Origin of the sequence: Streptomyces roseolus, assembly GCF_014649855.1 — a bacterium.
Lineage (GTDB): Bacteria > Actinomycetota > Actinomycetes > Streptomycetales > Streptomycetaceae > Streptomyces > Streptomyces roseolus.
The window spans coordinates 112,129-129,164 of sequence record NZ_BMTV01000018.1 but is presented as its reverse complement, the minus strand read 5'-3'; the positions used below and the strand labels follow the sequence as shown (position 1 = coordinate 129,164).

Genomic DNA, 17,036 nt, shown 5'->3' with positions numbered 1-17,036 from the left:
CTGCCATGCACACATGTCCGTGCGTCGATGACTGAGGGGCTCATGCACACGACGTCACTCCGGGCTGCCCGGATACCGAACGGGCGGCCCGGCCGGCGTACGACGCGTGCGGAGGCCACCGCCTGCCCGTGCCCGGGCACACGGTCCCGAGCCGCGGTCTCCCCCGGCGACCCGTACCCGGCCGACAGGACGCGCCGGGACTCGCGGCGATCCCGGTACAGCACGTCCTTCGCCACCACCACGCAGACCCGGAACTGAGCAGGCATGAGTTTCCCGCCGGACATATCGCAGTACTGCGTCAGCATCGTCGTGCCCACGCACAACGCGAGTGCCACCCTCGGCAGGGCCCTGCGGTCGGCCCTCTTCCAGACCCACCGCAACGTCGAGGTCCTGGTCGTCGACGACGGCTCGACCGACGGCACCCTGATGGCCGCCCGCCAGTTCACCGAGGACGACCGGGTGCGGATCATCGAGCGGCCGACGAACAGCGGAGGCTGCGGCGCGCCCCGCAACCTCGGCATCGAGGCCGCCACCGGCGAGTACGTCCTGTTCCTCGACGCCGACGACGAGCTGCCGCTCAAGGCCGTCGAGGAACTGCTGGCCTCGGCCCTGACCACCGGCTCCGACGTGACGGCCGGGCGCGCCCTGCGGGTCAGCCTCAACGACGACGAGATCGCCGTCTGGCAGCCGCAGCTCTACGCCGGCGACCAGACCGTCGCGGGCCTCGGCGAGCTGCCGGAACTCTTCAACGACCCGATCGTGGCCGGCAAGCTCTACCGCCACGACTTCCTGGACGACTTCGGCATCCGCTTCCCCGAAGGCGTCTACTTCGAGGACACGTATTTCTCCACCGTCGCCAACTTCCACGCCCGGTCCCTCACGCTCCTCGCCACCCCCGCCTACCGGTGGATGTGGGAGCGCGACAGCGACCGGCCGGCGATCACCCACCGCCTCCACGAGCTCCGCAGCATCCGCGACCGGGTGCTCGTCCACCAGTACACCGACCGGTTCCTCATCGACGTCGGCCGCCCCGACCTGCTCGCCCACAAGGGCGCCAAGTTCGTCACCCACGACCTGCGCCTCTACACCTCCGAGCTGCGCACCGGCGACGAGGCCTACCGACGCGGTTTCGTCAAGACCGTCGCGCCCTACCTGGCGGGCCTGGATCCGCAGACGTACGAACTGTGCGGGCCCATGGAGCGCGTCCGCGCCTTCGGCCTCCTGCACGGCCGGACCGACATCGCCGTCTCGGCGCGGGACTTCACCCGGCGCCGCAGTGTCATCAGCTCCGACCTCGTCGAGCGCGACGGGCGCGTCTACTGGTCCGGCTCGCTGCTCGGTCGGCCCGGTGCGGAGAAGTTCCTCGACGTCACCGACCTCGAACTGACCGGCACCAAGCTGTCCGAGGCGCGGCTCTACAACGAGGCGTCCCGGGTCGAGATCGACGGCGACCGGTTGCACATCGCCGGCGCGATCAGGAACCAACTGGGCCGCGTCGACCCCGAGGACAAGATCGAACTCATCGCGGTGCTCCGCCGCCGCAGCTCCAACAAGGACCACCACTTCACCACCTCCGGCGTGGAGGTCGACGACCAGTGGATCCGCTACCACGCCACCATCGACCTGGCCGCCACCCTGGGCAAGGCCGACCGCGCGGGCAGCTGGAACTTCTTCGTCCAGCTCCGTCACAAGGGCGAGCGGGCCTCGACCGCCCTGAACATCAGCAACGTCGACACCCAGGAACTGCGGTACGTCTGCGCGTCGGGGACCTACGAGGTCTACTCCTCGGGCGGTGGCAACCTCGGCCTGCGCCCGCAGACCATCGAGTCCCGCTCCAAGCTCCGCCCGCGCGGCACCCCGTGGCTGTGGTGGCAGGGCATCGAGGAGCCCGCCCCCGAGATCCCGCCGACCCGGTACGCCGCGGCGCTCGTCGTCCACTGCCGCAACGACGAGTACAACATCGACGAGTTCCTCGGCTCCCTCGTCGCGCAGAAGCGCTTCCACGACCTCCAGGTGGTCTTCGTCGACGACGGTTCCACCGACTCGACGCCCTGGCAGCTCGCCGAGTTCGCCGCCCGCCACCCCAACGCCCGCGTGATCACCCAGTACGACCTGGGGCTGCGGTCCTCCTTCGACCACGGCCTCCAGTCCGTCACCGCCCCCTACGTCATGTTCGCCCGGGCCCGCGACATCCTCGGCGAGGCGGTCGTCGCCCGCCTGCTGGCCGCCGCCCGGCGCTTCGACACCGGTGTCGACGTCGTCGTCGGCCAGGCCGACAACTTCCCCGGCCCGGCGCAGAACGACGCGGAGCCCTGGCAGCGGTACTTCAAGAAGGAGCAGCCGCGGGTCGCGCGCCTCGACGACGCGCCCTACCTGGTCTTCTCCCCTTCCCTCGGCGCCAAGCTCTTCAAGACCTCCTACGTGCGCGAGCGGGGCTTCCGCTGCGGCCCGGGCCCCGGCTTCGAGGACGACTGGTTCGCCGTCCCCGCCATGCTGCGCTCCCGCCGCCTCACGATCGCCCGCGGAGCCCGCTTCTACGCCCGCGACGAGGAGCTGCGCGGCTCCCTGTTCGACCGGCCGTGGAACGACGCGGTGAAGATCCAGGAGCTGATCCGGCTCTGCGCCCACGTGCTGGCGGTGGTCCAGGGCAAGCCGGAACGCACGGTGCGCCTCGCACACCGCTTCGTCGTGCGCTCGCTCCAGTCCTACGTGCGGAACACCCACCGGGTCATGAGCAAGCCCGAGATCGCCGCCGTGCTGCCCTGGCTGCACAACATCTACCGGCAGATCCCCAGCGAGCTGATCCTCCAGTACACCAAGCAGCCCCAGGCCCAGCGCCAGCACCACGCCATCGTCACCGACGACCTGGAGCTCTTCGCCGATCCCCGGGTCCAGCCGGACTACCTGCCGACCCTCTTCGTCGACGACGAGGGCCTCTACCGCAGGATCGCCACCGACACGGTGGACACCAGGCTGCTGCGCGTCCCGCGGACCACCGCCGTCCTGGAGACCTTCGACTGGTCCGGCGACCAGATCGAGTTCCAGGGCCTGCTGGTCCTCTCCGCCACGGACATCGACCAGCCGTACACCAACACCATCGAACTGGTCCTCTCCGACGGCAGTCGGGAGTACGCGGTCCCGGTCGAGCAGCTCTACCGGCGTGACCGCTGGCGCACGCGCAAGAACCAGGACAAGTACTCCGGCTGGCGCGCCCGCATCCGCCGGAGCGCCTTCAACGCCTACCTCGCCAACGCCGAGCTGACCCTGACGATCCGGATCCACGGGTCCGGTCGGCACCATGACACGCCGGTGGCCGCCCGCCAGATGCTGCACCGCTTCAAGGGCGTGCACACCCGGGGCAAGGACCGCTTCACGCTCAGCATCGACAGCGAGGAGAAGCCGACGGTCCGCTGGACCCGGGGCTTCCGTGCCCGGCTGCGGCACAAGGCCCGCCGCTTCCTGTGGGAGCTGCGCGCCGCGCTGCCCGGCCGTCCCGGCTGGCGCACCCGCCTGATGTACTGGCTGACCTACCCCGCGCTGCACGGGCGGGGCATCTGGGTCATCGGCGAGCGCGAGGACACCGCGCAGGACAACAGCTACCACCTGTTCAAGTGGATCCGGCAGAACCACCCCCGGCGCAAGGTCTACTACTCCATCAACCGCACCTCGGCCGACTGGGACAAGCTGGCCGCCCACGGCCAGGTCATCGACCGGCTCTCCTGGAAGCACCGCGCCTATCTGCTGCACGCCGAGCGGCTCATCAACGCCTACGACCTGGAGGCGTACCTCGGCTTCCCCGGGCTCCAGAAGCGCGCCTTCCTGCGGGGTTACGGGGACCTCCTGCGCTACAAGCGGGTCTTCCTCCAGCACGGCGTCGTCTACAACGACGTGGTGGCGTCCATCCACGCCCAGGCCACCAACGTCGACATGGTGCTCACCACCGGCCGCAGCGAGCGCGCCTACTTCGCCGAGCACTGCGGCTACGGCTACGACCGCGTCGCCGCCACCGGCCTGCCCCGCTATGACGCTCTCAAGCCGGTGGAGGGAGCGCGCCGGCGGGTCCTGGTCATGCCGACCTGGCGGCGCGACATCGTCGCCCCCTCCTACAACAGGGCGGCGAAGCCCGAGATCCCCTTCGCGGCCTCGCAGTACTACCGCTTCTTCGCCTCGCTCCTGCGCGACGAGCGGCTGCTGGGCGCCCTGGAGGCGTACGGCGTGGAGCTGGAGTTCATGCCGCACTACGAGATCCGGCCCTACCTGAAGCACTTCACGATCGACCACCCGTCGATCATCGTGTCCACCACCGGCCGGGACGTCCAGCTCGCGATGCGCGAATGCTCGATGCTGGTGACCGACTACTCGTCCGTGTTCTTCGACGTGGCCTACATGGGCAAGCCGATCGTCTACACGAACTTCGACGACGAGGAGTTCTACAGCAAGCACTACAAGCGCGGGTACTTCGACCTCGCGCGCGACGGCTTCGGCCCGGCCTGCCGCACGGTCGCGCAGGCGGTGGACGAGATCATCGCCTCCATCGCCCGCGGCTTCCAGGTCGAACCCCAGTACCAGCGACGTGCGGCCGAGTTCTTCGTGCTGCGCGACGAGGCCAACTGCGAGCGCGCCTACCAGGTCATCGAGACCATGGACGCCGCCGTGGTGGGCGACCAGCGCGCGGTGCTCCACCTCGACGGCGGCACGGGCGAGTTCCGAGGAGAGGAGCGCACGCGATGACCACGGTGTACCTGGCAGGGGACTCCAGCGTCACCAGCAGGCAGCGGAGCATGGCCCCCATGGTCGGCTGGGGCCAGACCCTCCCGCTGTTCGTCCACGGCGCGGAGGTGGTCAACTGCGCCCGCGCCGGCTCCAGCACCCGCAGCTTCCTGGAACGCGGCCGGCTGGCCTGGATCCTGGAGAACATCGTCCCCGGCGACCTGCTGCTGATCTCCTTCGGACTGATCGACATGAAGCCCGGCGACGGCCGGTTCACCGAACCCTTCGTGGACTACCAGCGCTTCCTGCGCCGGTACGTCCACGAGGCCCGCGACCACGGGGCGCACCCCGTCCTGGTCACCAGCCACGAGCGCCGGGTCTTCGACAAGTTCGGCAACATGCGCCGCCCGCTGGGCCTGTACCCCGCCGCGATGCGGGAGGTCGCCGCCGACCTGAGCGTCCCGCTGATCGACCTCAACGAGTGGAGCGTCGCCTGGTGGCGGCAGGCGGGACCGGAGGGCACCAAGGAGATCTTCCTCTACCTGAACCCAGGCGAGCACCCCAACTACCCCAAGGGCATCGCAGACAACACCCATCTGCGGGCCCACGGCGCCGTGGAGTGCTCGCGCTTCATCGCGGAGGAACTGCGGAGCCGCGGCCTGCTGCCACCCGCCTTCTTCCGCGACCTCGACCGCCGTTTCGACCCCGAGCGCGCCGTGGAGTTCCTCGACGACGCGGAGTTCGACCGCCTGACCAAGGAGCGCGTGGCCGAGGTGCGCCGATGACCGACTGGTACCCGCTGACCCGCGCCTGGGTCGTGCACGAGCAGTACGACGGCGTACTGGACCTGCTGTCCACCGCCGACCCGTCACGCCCCCTGGTCCCGGGGCAGGAGTTCGGGATCGCCCTGACCGTGACGCCCGGCGGCGGCGCCTTCCGCACGTACGGCTACCTCATGGACGAGGGGCTCGGCGACGCCGTCGTCCTCGATCAGCTCGACGGCGTCCGCCGCCTGGACAACGGCCGCTACGCGCTCCTCGCCCCCGGGACGGCGGCCACCACCGGCACCGCGCTGGTCAAGGTGCGGGCGGACGTGCCCGACGGCACGCCCGTCGTCCCGCGCGTGATCATCGGCATCATGGCCGAGCAGGGTGCCAAGCTGGTGTACTCCTCGGGCATCGAGGACCGGACCTACCACGTGCGCCGCCACACGGTGCCCGGCGTGGTCCTGCGCCTCCGCCCCGGGCAGGAGGTCACCCTGCCCCCCGTCCACGGAGAACTGAGGGTGACGGGCGTCTCCACCGCCCGCCACGGCTCGCTCAGCTGCGCCCCCGACGGCACGGTCGTCTACCGTGCCCACCCCTCGCACGTCGGGTACGACCGCTTCACCCGGCGCTTCGAGGACGCGGACGGCAACACGGTCCGCTCCGACGTCACCGTCCACACGGGAGACCTCGGAATCTCCCCGGGAGCGCTGTCCGTCCCCCATGCGTAGCCGCACCCCCGCCTCTCTCGCCCTCTGCCTCCTCCTGGCGCTGCCGGGCTGCTCGGCGGCGCCCACGGACCGCAAGGCCCCCGCGCCCCACCCCTCCGCGACGGCCGGCACGCCGTTGCCCGAGGGCGTCGGCTACCGGGAGTTCGAGCACGGATTCGGGCCGGGGGAGACCTCGCACGTCCGCGTCGTGAGCGTCCGCCCCGACGCCCGTGCCCGGGTGGCCGGCGCGCACGGACCCGCCCTCGCCCGGACCCGGACGGTCCGGGAGACCGCCGTCGCCGGCGGAGCCGTCGCCGCCGTCAACGGCGGCTTCTTCGACGTCCACACCGGCCGCCACCACGGCGGCTACGAGGGCGACGCGATCGGCCTGTACGTCGAGGGCGGCCGGCTGCTCAGCGAGGCCACCAACGGAAGGGCCGCGCTGCTCCTGGGCCACGAGGCCGGCCGCATGTCGGCGCGGATCGAGGAGGTCTCGGTCCGCGGGCGGTTGCGTACGGACGACAACGCCACCCGCGAGCTCGACGGGGTCAACCGGCTGCCGGGCCGCGTGCTCGGGTGCGGAGGAGTCGGCGGCGACCGCGTCGCGGACACCGAGGAGTTCATGGAGGCACCGTACGGCGGACTGTGCACGGACGCCTCGGAGATCGTCTCCTTCACCCCGGAGTGGGGGGAGCGCACCCCGGCGGGCCCGCCCGGCAGCGCCGAGGCCGTGCTCGACCGCGACGGCCGGGTCATCGAGGTCCGCAGGCCCGCCGGCGGGCCCGTCCCCGAGGACGGCACCACCCTGTACGGCATCGGCTCGGCCGCCGGCTGGCTGCGCGAGCACGCCCCGCGCGGCTCCGGCGTGCTGCGGTCGGTCCGGCTCTGGGACGAGGCAGGCCGGCCGGTCGAGGGCCGGGTGGACACGGCCGTCGGCGGCAGCCACCGGCTGCTGAGGGACGGCCGGGTGACCGTCGGCCCGACGGCCGCCCGGGGCATCCGCGCCCCGCGCACCCTCGCCGGGGTCACCGCGGACGGCACCCTGCTGCTCGTCACCGTCGACGGCCGCAAGCCGGGCGTCGACTCCGGGGCCACGGTCCAGGAGGCCGCCCGGCTGATGGCCTCCCTGGGCGCCACGGCGGCCGTCAACCTCGACGGGGGAGGGTCGACGACGATGGTCGTCGGCGGCGTCGTGCGCAACACCCCCCGCGGGGTGGACGGCTCGGAGGGCGTGGAGCGCCCGGTCGCCGACGTCCTGGCCGTGTACCCGCGGTGACCTGCGGCAGGACGCCCCTCCCGTGGGCCGTCCCGCCGGCCGTGGTCAGACGAGGTTGATCTCGCCGGCCTGCATCGAGAAGAGCGAGCCGCCGCGGCTCATCGAGATGTGCACCTCGTAGTCGCCGGGGGGCACGTTCCTCAGCTCCACGCCCTTGTAGCCCGAGGTGGCGAAGTAGGCGAAGTCGTACACGTTGAAGTCGCCGCGCCGCACGTGCCGGCGCACCTGGGCGGCCTTGCCCGACATGCCGAGCCGGTACGAGTGGGTGCTCCGGGCCCCGCGCAGCACCAGGTAGTACGTGGCGTGACCGTGTGCCGCCGCCTCCAGGCCGTGGACGAAGAAGACGCCCTCCACGTGGAGGACGCGGTCCTTCTGCCAGTGCTTCTCCAGGGAGAAGGCGGCGTCGGCGGGAACGTGGCCGATGACCGGCCTGCGGATGAGCCGGACGCCCTTCGCGTCGCCGATCAGGCAGATCTCCAGGTTCCCGAACGGCCGGCGCAGGTCGAACGGCCGGCGGGCCACCAGCGGGGTGCGCCGGTCGATGCCCTCGGCGGGGCTGGTGATCCGGACCGACAGGTCGTAGACGCCGCCGGGGACCCCCGTCAGGGCGATCCCGTTCGGCTCGGTGGGCTCGAAGCCGCCCTGCGGGTAGACGGCGCCGTACCGGTCGAAGTACAGGCTGTGGGTGTGCTTGGCCTGCGCGGTGGCCAGCGGGTACTCCCAGCTCCTGCCGCCGCCCTCCACGATCAGGCTCTTGGTGATGCCGTGCTCGCCGTACGGGGCGTCGCCCATCAGGAACGCGTGCCCGCTGACCTGGAGGTAGTTGGCCCGCAGGTCCTGCTGGTTGAGGACGGCCACCATGGTGTCCGCCTGCCGCAGCGCCGTGTGGTGGCCGCGGCGGGTGAGTTCGTCGACCGGGGGAGCGCCGTTCTCGACGAAGCCCAGGTGCGGGGACGCCCCCTCGCCCAGCGCGTGGAGCACGGAACTGATCAGCGGGAGGTTGTAGCCGGAGACCTCGCCGTGCTCACGGACCAGCTCGGACCGGGTCCGGATCAGGTTGAAGCCGGGGCAGTTCCAGAAGAGCTGGAGATGGGGCTCGATCTCGACCGGGTACTGCTCGTCCGCCTCGGAGGTGAAGAGGTAGATGTGGTGTCCCTCGCCGCCGCGGGCCTTGAGCATGTCCGGGATCGCCGCGTTCAGCGTGTCCACGTGGACCTGGTGCATGTCCTGGCCCAGCATGTAGCGGCCGGTGTTGGCCCGGTCGCGCACGTAGTCGCCGATGAGGAACTGCGGCACGACGCTGACGATGTTCCGGTAGCCGTACTTCAGGCCGTAGTACAGGGCCGCGCTGCCGCCCTTGGAGACGCCGAGCAGGCTGACCTGGTCGCGGGTGAGGCCGAGGCCGGCGACCGTGCGCTCGATCAGGGCCGAGACGGACGCCTCGATGTCGAAGGTCATGTCCCGGCACATGTAGTAGCTGTAGTGCTCGTCGAAGTGGTCCCGGATCCAGAGCACGTTCGCCCGCAGGTCGTTCAGGGAACGGCCGGCGAAGTGGTAGCCGCCGGGAGCGGCGAAACCGGAGAAGACGACGATCAGATGGCGGTTGTCGGCGTCCCCGGGGCGGAACCGGTACTCCACCGGTACGGGTCCGGAGGTGTCCGTGCCGGTCTGGAGGGCGCGGCGGTCGACCGCGGCCCAGTTCTCCGCGGTCACCGGTATGGATTCGTTCATCGTGGTGCTTTCCCTGCCCCCCCAGCCTGCCGCCCGGGCGGCCCCCAGGCGTCCAGGGAGTCTATCCAGTCGCCCGTCCGGGGGCCGGGGAAGGGGGCCGCCCCCGCACGTGGCGCGGGGGCGGCCGGTACTGCGCGCGCCGGTGCTTACGCCGGGACGCTCGCCACGCCCTGCGCGAGGAAACGCTTGCCGTTGACGCGCTCGGAGACGCCCTCGCGGTCCAGGTACGGCGTGATGCCGCCCAGGTGGAAGGGCCAGCCGGCGCCGGTGATCAGGCAGAGGTCGATGTCCTGCGCCTCGGCGACGACACCCTCCTCCAGCATGAGGCCGATCTCCTGCGCCACCGCGTCGAGGACGCGGTCGCGGACCTGCTGCTCGGTGAGGACGGTGTCGCCCTGCTTGAGCAGCGCGGCGACCTCGGGGTCGAGCTCCGGCTTGAAGCCGTTCTCCGGCTTGTAGACGTAGAAGCCGCGCTTGCCGGCCTCGACGACCGCCTTCAGGTTGGGGGAGACGGTGAAGCGCTCCGGGAAGGCGCGGTTCAGGGTCTCGGAGACGTGCAGGCCGATGGCCGGGCCCACGAGCTCCAGGAGGACCAGCGGGGACATCGGCAGGCCCAGCGGCTCGACCGCCTTCTCCGCCGTCTCCACCGGGGTGCCCTCGTCGATGACGTTCTGGATCTCGCCCATGAAGCGGGTCAGGATGCGGTTCACGACGAACGCCGGGGCGTCCTTGGTGAGGACCGCGGTCTTCTTCAGCTTCTTCGCCACGCCGAAGGCGGTGGCGAGGGAGGCGTCGTCGGTCCGCTCGCCCTTGACGATCTCCAGGAGCGGCAGGACGGCGACCGGGTTGAAGAAGTGGAAGCCGACCACGCGCTCCGGGTGGCGGAGCTTGGACGCCATCTCGGAGACCGACAGCGAGGAGGTGTTGGTGGCGAGGATCGCGTGCGCCGGGGCGACCGCCTCGACCTCCGCGAACACCTTCTGCTTGACGGACATCTCCTCGAACACGGCCTCGATGATGAAGTCCGCGTCCGCGAAGCCCTCGGCCTTGTCGAGGACGCCGGAGACCAGGCCCTTGAGTCGGTTGGCCTTGTCCTGGTTGATGCGGCCCTTGCCGAGCAGCTTGTCGATCTCGCCGTGGACGTAGCCCACGCCCTTGTCGACGCGCTCCTGGTCGATGTCGGTCAGGACGACCGGCACCTCCAGGCGGCGCAGGAAGAGCAGGGCGAGCTGCGAGGCCATCAGACCGGCGCCGACGACGCCGACCTTGGTGACCGGGCGCGCCAGGGACTTGTCCGGGGCGCCGGCGGGGCGCTTGCCGCGCTTCTGCACCAGGTTGAAGGCGTAGATGCCGGAGCGGAGCTCGCCGCCCATGATCAGGTCCGCGAGGGCCTGGTCCTCGGCGTCGAAGCCCTTCTGCAGGTCGCCGTCCTTGGCGGCCTCGATGATGTCGAGGGCGCGGTAGGCGGCCGGGGCGGCGCCGTGCACCTTGGAGTCGGCGACCGCGCGGCCCTTGGCGACGGCGGCGTCCCAGCCCTCGCCCCGGTCGATCTCCGGACGCTCGACGGTGACGGTGCCGTTCAGCACGCCGGCGGTCCAGACGAGCGACCGCTCCAGGAAGTCGGCGCCCTCGAAGATCGCGTCGGCGATGCCGAGCTCGAAGACCTGCGCGCCCTTGAGCTGGCGGTTCTGGTTCAGCGAGTTCTCGATGATGACCTGGACGGCCTTCTCGGCGCCGATCAGGTTCGGGAGGATCGCGCAGCCGCCCCAGCCGGGCACCAGGCCGAGGAAGACCTCGGGGAGCGAGAAGGCCGGGAGGGCCTTCGACACGGTGCGGTAGGTGCAGTGCAGACCGACCTCGACGCCGCCGCCCATGGCCGCGCCGTTGTAGTACGCGAAGGTCGGCACGGCGAGCGCGGAGAGCCGCTTGAAGACGTCGTGGCCGCCCTTGCCGATGGCGAGCGCCTCGTCGTGGTTCTTCAGCAGCTCGACGCCCTTGAGGTCGGCGCCGACGGCGAAGATGAACGGCTTGCCGGTGATGCCGGCGGCGACGATCTCGCCGTTCGCGGCCTCGGCCTCGACCTGGTCGAGGGCCGTGTTCAGGTTGGCCAGCGACTGCGGGCCGAAGGTGGTCGGCTTGGTGTGGTCGAAGCCGTTGTCCAGCGTGATCAGCGCGAACCGGCCGGCCCCGAAGGGCAGCTCGAAGTGACGCACGTGGGCCGAGGTCACGACCTCGTCCGGGAAGAGCGCGGCGGCGCCCTTCAGAAGCTCGGCGGTGGTGCTCACTTGCCCTCCCAGTGGGGGTTTTCCCAGATGACCGTCGCGCCCATGCCGAAGCCGACGCACATGGTGTTGAGGCCGTAACGGACCTGCGGGTTCTCCTCGAACTGGCGGGCCAGCTGCGTCATCAGACGGACGCCGGAGGAGGCCAGCGGGTGACCGTAGGCGATGGCGCCGCCGTACTGGTTGACGCGCGCGTCGTCGTCGGCGATGCCGTAGTGCTCGAGGAAGGCGAGGACCTGGACGGCGAAGGCCTCGTTGATCTCGAAGAGGCCGATGTCGTCGATCGAGAGGCCGGCCTGGGCGAGGGCCTTCTCGGTCGCCGGGATCGGGCCGTAGCCCATGACCTCGGGCTCCACGCCGGCGAAGGCGTACGAGACGAGGCGCATCTTGACGGGGAGGCCGTTCTCCCGCGCGAAGTCCTCGGAGGCGATGATCGAGGCGGTGGCGCCGTCGTTCAGGCCGGCCGCGTTGCCCGCGGTGACGTTGCCGTGGACGCGGAAGGGCGTCTTCAGGTTGGCGAGCGACTCCAGGGTGGTGCCCGGGCGCATCGGCTCGTCGGCGGTCACCAGGCCCCAGCCGGTCTCGCCGGCCTCGGCGTTGGTGCGACGGACGGAGATCGGCACCAGGTCGGGCTGGATCTTGTTGTCCGCGTAGGCCTTGGCGGCCTTCTCCTGCGAACGCACGGCGTACTCGTCGGCGCGCTGCTTGGTGATGCTCGGGTAGCGGTCGTGCAGGTTCTCGGCGGTCATGCCCATGAAGAGGGCGGACTCGTCGACCAGCTTCTCGCTGACGAAGCGCGGGTTCGGGTCCACGCCCTCGCCCATGGGGTGACGGCCCATGTGCTCGACACCGCCGGCGATGACGGCGTCGTAGGCGCCGAAGGCGATGGAGCCGGCGACCGAGGTGACGGCGGTGAGGGCACCGGCGCACATGCGGTCGATCGAGTAGCCGGGCACGGACTGCGGGAGGCCCGCGAGGATGCCGGCGGTGCGGCCGAGGGTGAGGCCCTGGTCGCCGATCTGGGTCGTCGCGGCGATCGCGACCTCGTCGATCTTCGCCGGGTCGAGGGCCGGGTTGCGGCGCAGCAGCTCCCGGATGGCCTTCACGACGAGGTCGTCGGCGCGGGTCTCGTGGTAGATGCCCTTCGGGCCCGCCTTGCCGAACGGGGTGCGGACGCCGTCGACGAAGACGACGTCCCTGACGGTACGAGGCACGATGGCTCTCCTCCAGGTGCGGGACGGCACTGCTGCGGCGCACCACTAAGCGTGCGCTTGCTTCCCCCCATGCTACTTGCGGGTAACCAGGCTGCCCACCCCCTGGGGGCCAAGCGGTGAAGGTCACACCACGGGGTACGGGGAAGCCCTCGGCACCGGGCGGGTGCCGAGGGCTTCGACGTGCCGGGCGGGACACCGGGTCACGCCTTCGCGGAGAGCGCCTCCACCAGGAGGGGCGTCACCAGGCCGACCTGCCAGCGGCGGGCGCCGAGGGCGGTGAGGGCGGCCGCGACGGCGTCCCGGTCCGCGCGCGCCGGGGGCTCCCAGCAGACGCGGCGGACGGTGTCCGGGGTGATCAGGTTCTCCTGCGGCAGGTGCAGCTCCTCGGCGAGGGCCGTGACCCCGGCGCGGGCGGCGGCGAGCCGGGCGGCGGCCACCGGGTCCTTGTCCGCCCAGGCGCGCGGCGGGGGAGGACCGGCCGACTCCTTGCCCGGCTGCGGGAGCTCGCTCTCGGGGAGGGCCCGGGCCCGGTCGATCGCCGCCTGCCACTGCTCCAGCTGGCGCCGGCCCATGCGGTGCCCGAAGCCGGGCAGGGCGGTCAGCGCGGCCACGTTCACCGGGACGGCGAGGGCCGCCTCGACGATCGCCGCGTCGCTCAGCACCTTGCCGGGGGAGACGTCACGCCGCTGGGCCACCCGGTCGCGGGCCGTCCACAGCTCCCGTACGACCGCCATCTGGCGGCGCCGGCGGACCTTGTGCATGCCGGACGTGCGGCGCCAGGGGTCCTTGCGCGGCGGGGCCGGCGGGGCGGTGGCGATGGCCTCGAACTCCTCCTGGGCCCACTCCAGCTTCCCCTGCCGGTCCAGCTCCTTCTCCAGCGCGTCGCGCAGGTCGACCAGGAGCTCGACGTCGAGGGCCGCGTAGCGCAGCCAGGGCTCGGGCAGCGGGCGGGTGGACCAGTCGACCGCCGAGTGGCCCTTCTCCAGGGCGTAGCCGAGGACGGACTCGACCATGGCGCCGAGGCCGACGCGCGGGAAGCCCGCGAGCCGGCCGGCCAGCTCGGTGTCGAAGAGCGAGGAGGGGCGCATGCCTATGTCCCGCAGGCAGGGGAGGTCCTGGGTGGCGGCGTGCAGGATCCACTCGGTGCCGTCGAGTGCCTCGCCGAGTCCGGAGAGGTCCGGGCAGCCGACCGGGTCGATCAGCGCGGTGCCCGCGCCCTCGCGGCGGAGCTGGACGAGATAGGCGCGCTGGCCGTAGCGGTAGCCGGAGGCCCGCTCGGCGTCGACGGCGACCGGCCCGCGCCCGGCGGCGAAGGCGGCGATCACCTCGGCGAGGGCGTCGTCGGTCGCGACGACCGGCGGGATGCCCTCGCGGGGTTCCAGCAACGGGATCGGAAGCCCATTCGCAGGGACGTTTTCGTCCGGGGGGTCGCCCCCGGTGGTGCGCGGTGCGGTGTCTGCCGCGGTCTCTTGGGCGTCGGTCACCTGTCAAGGGTATCCGCCGACGGCAAGCGCCTGTCGACGGAACGTTCCGTCGACAGGCGCGGCGTTTTCGTCAGGACCGGGTCAGTGGATGATCCCGGTCCGCAGCGCGACGGCGACCATGCCGGCCCGGTCGCCGGTGCCCAGCTTGCGGGCGATCCGGGCGAGGTGGCTCTTCACGGTGAGCGCCGAGAGCCCCATGGAGACGCCGATGGCCTTGTTGGACTGGCCCTCCGCGACGAGCCGGAGCACCTCGACCTCGCGGCCGGAGAGCTCGCGGTAGCCGCCCGGGTGGCTCGGGGCACCCGGGGGGCGGCGGTGGCCGAGCCGGGCGGCCGCGGCGCCGATGGGCGCGGCGCCGGGGCGCGTCGGGTGGCCGATATTGGTCCTCGTGCCGGTGACGACGTAGCCCTTGACGCCGCCGGCGAGGGCGTTGCGCACCGCGCCGATGTCGTCGGCGGCCGAGAGGGCGAGGCCGTTGGGCCAGCCGGCGGCGCGGGTCTCGGACAGCAGCGTGAGGCCGCTGCCGTCGGGAAGGTGGACGTCGGCCACGCAGATGTCGCGCGGGTTGCCGACGCGGGGACGGGCCTCCGCGATGGACGACGCCTCGATCACGTCCCGCACGCCGAGCGCCCACAGGTGGCGGGTGACGGTGGAGCGGACGCGCGGGTCGGCCACGACGACCATGGCCGTCGGCTTGTTCGGGCGGTAGGCGACCAGGCTAGCGGGCTGCTCGAGCAGAACGGACACTCGGCCTCCTGGGGGAAGGGGCGGGACGGAGCCGGCTCGGGGAAGAAGCCGGGGGCGAACCCGTGCTCTGAAGGGGTCATTGACTCCTTCGGCAGCAGGGCCGCCCGCCTTTAGGGAAAGATCACGATTTAGTGAGTAACAATTAGGGCAATTCGGACGCGCGATCGATCATCCTACGAGCGGCCCCCGCTCCCTCACCCCCACGAGGGACGCGCGGGGAAGCCGCGAGGGACCCCCCGTACGAACGCCGAAGGGGCCCCGAAGGGCCCCCTGGACATCCGTCCCGCCGCACATCCGTCCGAACCGCTCAGGCTCCCTGCGGTCCCCGCCGCTGGGGCAGCGAGACGACCCCCGCCCCCGACACCGTCCCCGCCGGGCCCGGCGCCCCCGAGGGGCCCGGGGCGCCCGGCGGATCGGCCGGGGCCGGCGGCAGGCCCGCGATCTGGCAGAGGAGGTCGGACCAGGCCGCCAGGTGCGCCGCCGTGTCCGGCACCCCGCCCAGACCCTCCCGGGGCGTCCAGGACGCCCGGATCTCGATCTGGGTGGCCGGCCGCCGCTCCGCGAGCCCCCCGAAGTAGTGCGAGCCGGCCATCGTCACGGTCCCGCTCGCCTCCCCGTACGCGAGCCCGCGCGCGTCGAGCGCCCCGGTCAGCCACGACCAGCACACCTCCGGCAGCAGCGGGTCCGCCGCCATCTCCGGCTCCAGCTCCGCCCGCACCAGCGTCACCAGCCGGAAGGTGCCCTTCCAGGCCTCGTGGCCCGCCGGGTCGTGCAACAGCACGAGCCGCCCGTCCGCGAGGTCCTCCTCGCCGTCGACGACCGCCGCCTCCACCGCGTACGCGTACGGCGCGAGCCGCTGCGGCGGCCGGGTCGGCTCGACCTCCATCTCGGACCGCAGCCGCGCCGTCCGCAGGGCCTCGACCGCCCTCCGGAACGCCGGCGGCACCGGGGTCCCCGCCGTACTCTCCGCTGTGTCGCCCGTCCCTCGCACGCCGTCGGAATGATCGGAAAAATGTCCCTGAGCCGCAGCCATGCGGGGAAGAGTAGGCGGAACGGGGCCGCCATGCGGGGAGGGACACCCGCCCGGCACGAGCGGCTTCCGGCCACATGCGAAGATTTGGGCGTGAGCGCCATGAACAGCCCGACGGGCCAGCAGACGAAGCAGCAGTCGCGGACGTACGACTCCGCGTTCCTCAAGGCGTGCCGGCGCGAGCCCGTGCCGCACACCCCCGTCTGGTTCATGCGGCAGGCCGGGCGCTCCCTCCCCGAGTACCTGAAGGTCCGCGAGGGCATCCCCATGCTGGAGTCCTGCATGCGGCCCGAGCTGGTCAAGGAGATCACCCTCCAGCCCGTCCGCCGCCACAAGGTCGACGCGGCGATCTTCTTCAGCGACATCGTCGTCCCGCTCAAGGCCATCGGCGTCGACCTCGACATCAAGCCCGGCGTCGGCCCCGTCGTCGCCGAGCCGATCCGCACCCGCGCCGACCTCGACCGGCTGCGCGACCTCACTCCCGACGACGTGCGCTACGTCACCGAGGCCATCGGCATGCTCACCGAGGAGCTCGGCGACACCCCGCTGATCGGCTTCGCCGGCGCGCCCTTCACCCTCGCGAGCTACCTCGTCGAGGGCGGCCCGTCCCGCAACCACGAGCACACCAAGGCGCTCATGTACGGCGACCCGCAGCTCTGGGCCGACCTGCTCGACCGCCTCGCCGAGATCACCTCCGCCTTCCTCACGGTGCAGATCGAGGCCGGAGCCTCCGCGATCCAGCTCTTCGACTCCTGGGTCGGCGCCCTGGCCCCCGCCGACTACCGCCGCTCGATCCTCCCGGCCTCCTCGAAGGTCTTCGACGCGGTCGCCGGCCACGGCGTCCCCCGCATCCACTTCGGCGTCGGCACCGGCGAGCTCCTCGGACTCATGGGCGAGGCCGGCGCGGACGTCGTCGGCGTCGACTGGCGCGTCCCGCTCGACGAGGCCGCCCGCCGCGTCGGCCCCGGCAAGGCCCTCCAGGGCAACCTCGACCCGGCCGTCCTCTTCGCCCCCACCGAGGTCGTCGAGGCGAAGACCGACGAGGTCCTGGCCGCCGCGAAGGACCTGGAGGGGCACGTCTTCAACCT

11 protein-coding genes are annotated in these 17,036 nt (G+C 72.0%); 5 read left to right on the top strand and 6 right to left on the bottom strand.

Going from position 1 to position 17,036, the window contains the following annotated elements:
* Positions 1-264 precede the first annotated feature (264 nt).
* Genes IE245_RS21950 through IE245_RS21935 form a run of 4 tightly spaced genes read left to right on the top strand, consistent with a single transcriptional unit; the run spans position 265 to position 7,460 of the window.
* Positions 265-4,731, top strand: a complete 4,467-nt coding sequence (locus tag IE245_RS21950; RefSeq protein ID WP_189950181.1) for a bifunctional glycosyltransferase/CDP-glycerol:glycerophosphate glycerophosphotransferase — start codon at positions 265-267, stop codon at positions 4,729-4,731.
* A complete protein-coding gene (locus tag IE245_RS21945; RefSeq protein WP_189950179.1) occupies positions 4,728-5,495 on the top strand; it encodes a rhamnogalacturonan acetylesterase in 768 nt (255 codons plus the stop codon). The genes IE245_RS21950 and IE245_RS21945 overlap by 4 nt, the downstream gene beginning before the upstream one ends.
* Positions 5,492-6,205 carry an Ig-like domain-containing protein gene (locus IE245_RS21940; protein ID WP_189950177.1) on the top strand — a complete coding sequence of 238 codons (714 nt, stop codon included), beginning with the start codon at positions 5,492-5,494 and terminating at the stop codon, positions 6,203-6,205. Before IE245_RS21945 ends, IE245_RS21940 begins: the two co-directional genes overlap by 4 nt.
* The gene (locus tag IE245_RS21935; RefSeq protein ID WP_189950175.1) at positions 6,198-7,460 is read left to right on the top strand and encodes a phosphodiester glycosidase family protein; all 1,263 of its coding nucleotides are present in this window, start codon (positions 6,198-6,200) and stop codon (positions 7,458-7,460) included. The genes IE245_RS21940 and IE245_RS21935 overlap by 8 nt, the downstream gene beginning before the upstream one ends.
* A 45-nt stretch (positions 7,461-7,505) precedes the next feature.
* On the opposite strand, the gene IE245_RS21930 is transcribed toward IE245_RS21935, so the two are convergent.
* The 6 genes from IE245_RS21930 to IE245_RS21905 form a co-directional block, all read right to left on the bottom strand.
* Positions 7,506-9,191, bottom strand: coding sequence for an accessory Sec system protein Asp2 (locus IE245_RS21930; protein ID WP_189950173.1), 1,686 nt, complete (start codon positions 9,189-9,191; stop codon positions 7,506-7,508).
* 146 nt (positions 9,192-9,337) lie between these two features.
* Positions 9,338-11,476, bottom strand: coding sequence for a 3-hydroxyacyl-CoA dehydrogenase NAD-binding domain-containing protein (locus IE245_RS21925; protein ID WP_189950171.1), 2,139 nt, complete (start codon positions 11,474-11,476; stop codon positions 9,338-9,340).
* Positions 11,473-12,687, bottom strand: a complete 1,215-nt coding sequence (locus IE245_RS21920; RefSeq protein WP_189950169.1) for a thiolase family protein — start codon at positions 12,685-12,687, stop codon at positions 11,473-11,475. Before IE245_RS21920 ends, IE245_RS21925 begins: the two co-directional genes overlap by 4 nt.
* A 200-nt stretch (positions 12,688-12,887) precedes the next feature.
* A complete protein-coding gene (locus tag IE245_RS21915; protein ID WP_189950167.1) occupies positions 12,888-14,171 on the bottom strand; it encodes an HRDC domain-containing protein in 1,284 nt (427 codons plus the stop codon).
* An 81-nt stretch (positions 14,172-14,252) separates the two neighbouring features.
* Positions 14,253-14,918, bottom strand: coding sequence for a response regulator transcription factor (locus IE245_RS21910; protein ID WP_015037008.1), 666 nt, complete (start codon positions 14,916-14,918; stop codon positions 14,253-14,255).
* A 307-nt stretch (positions 14,919-15,225) separates the two neighbouring features.
* Positions 15,226-15,951, bottom strand: coding sequence for a DUF3000 domain-containing protein (locus IE245_RS21905; protein ID WP_189950165.1), 726 nt, complete (start codon positions 15,949-15,951; stop codon positions 15,226-15,228).
* A 90-nt stretch (positions 15,952-16,041) separates the two neighbouring features.
* Here IE245_RS21905 and hemE point away from each other — a divergent pair.
* The coding region (gene hemE / locus IE245_RS21900) for a uroporphyrinogen decarboxylase (protein WP_373305370.1) at positions 16,042-17,036 on the top strand (995 nt) is incomplete at its 3' end.

What these genes read in the sequence shown, in the direction of transcription:
- IE245_RS21950 (WP_189950181.1), top strand. Translation starts at nt 265, where the DNA reads ATGAGTTTCCCGCCGGACATATCGCAGTACTGCGTCAGCATCGTCGTG.
- IE245_RS21945 (WP_189950179.1), top strand. Translation starts at nt 4,728, where the DNA reads ATGACCACGGTGTACCTGGCAGGGGACTCCAGCGTCACCAGCAGGCAG.
- IE245_RS21940 (WP_189950177.1), top strand. Translation starts at nt 5,492, where the DNA reads ATGACCGACTGGTACCCGCTGACCCGCGCCTGGGTCGTGCACGAGCAG.
- IE245_RS21935 (WP_189950175.1), top strand. Translation starts at nt 6,198, where the DNA reads ATGCGTAGCCGCACCCCCGCCTCTCTCGCCCTCTGCCTCCTCCTGGCG.
- IE245_RS21930 (WP_189950173.1), bottom strand. Translation starts at nt 9,191, where the DNA reads ATGAACGAATCCATACCGGTGACCGCGGAGAACTGGGCCGCGGTCGAC.
- IE245_RS21905 (WP_189950165.1), bottom strand. Translation starts at nt 15,951, where the DNA reads ATGGCTGCGGCTCAGGGACATTTTTCCGATCATTCCGACGGCGTGCGA.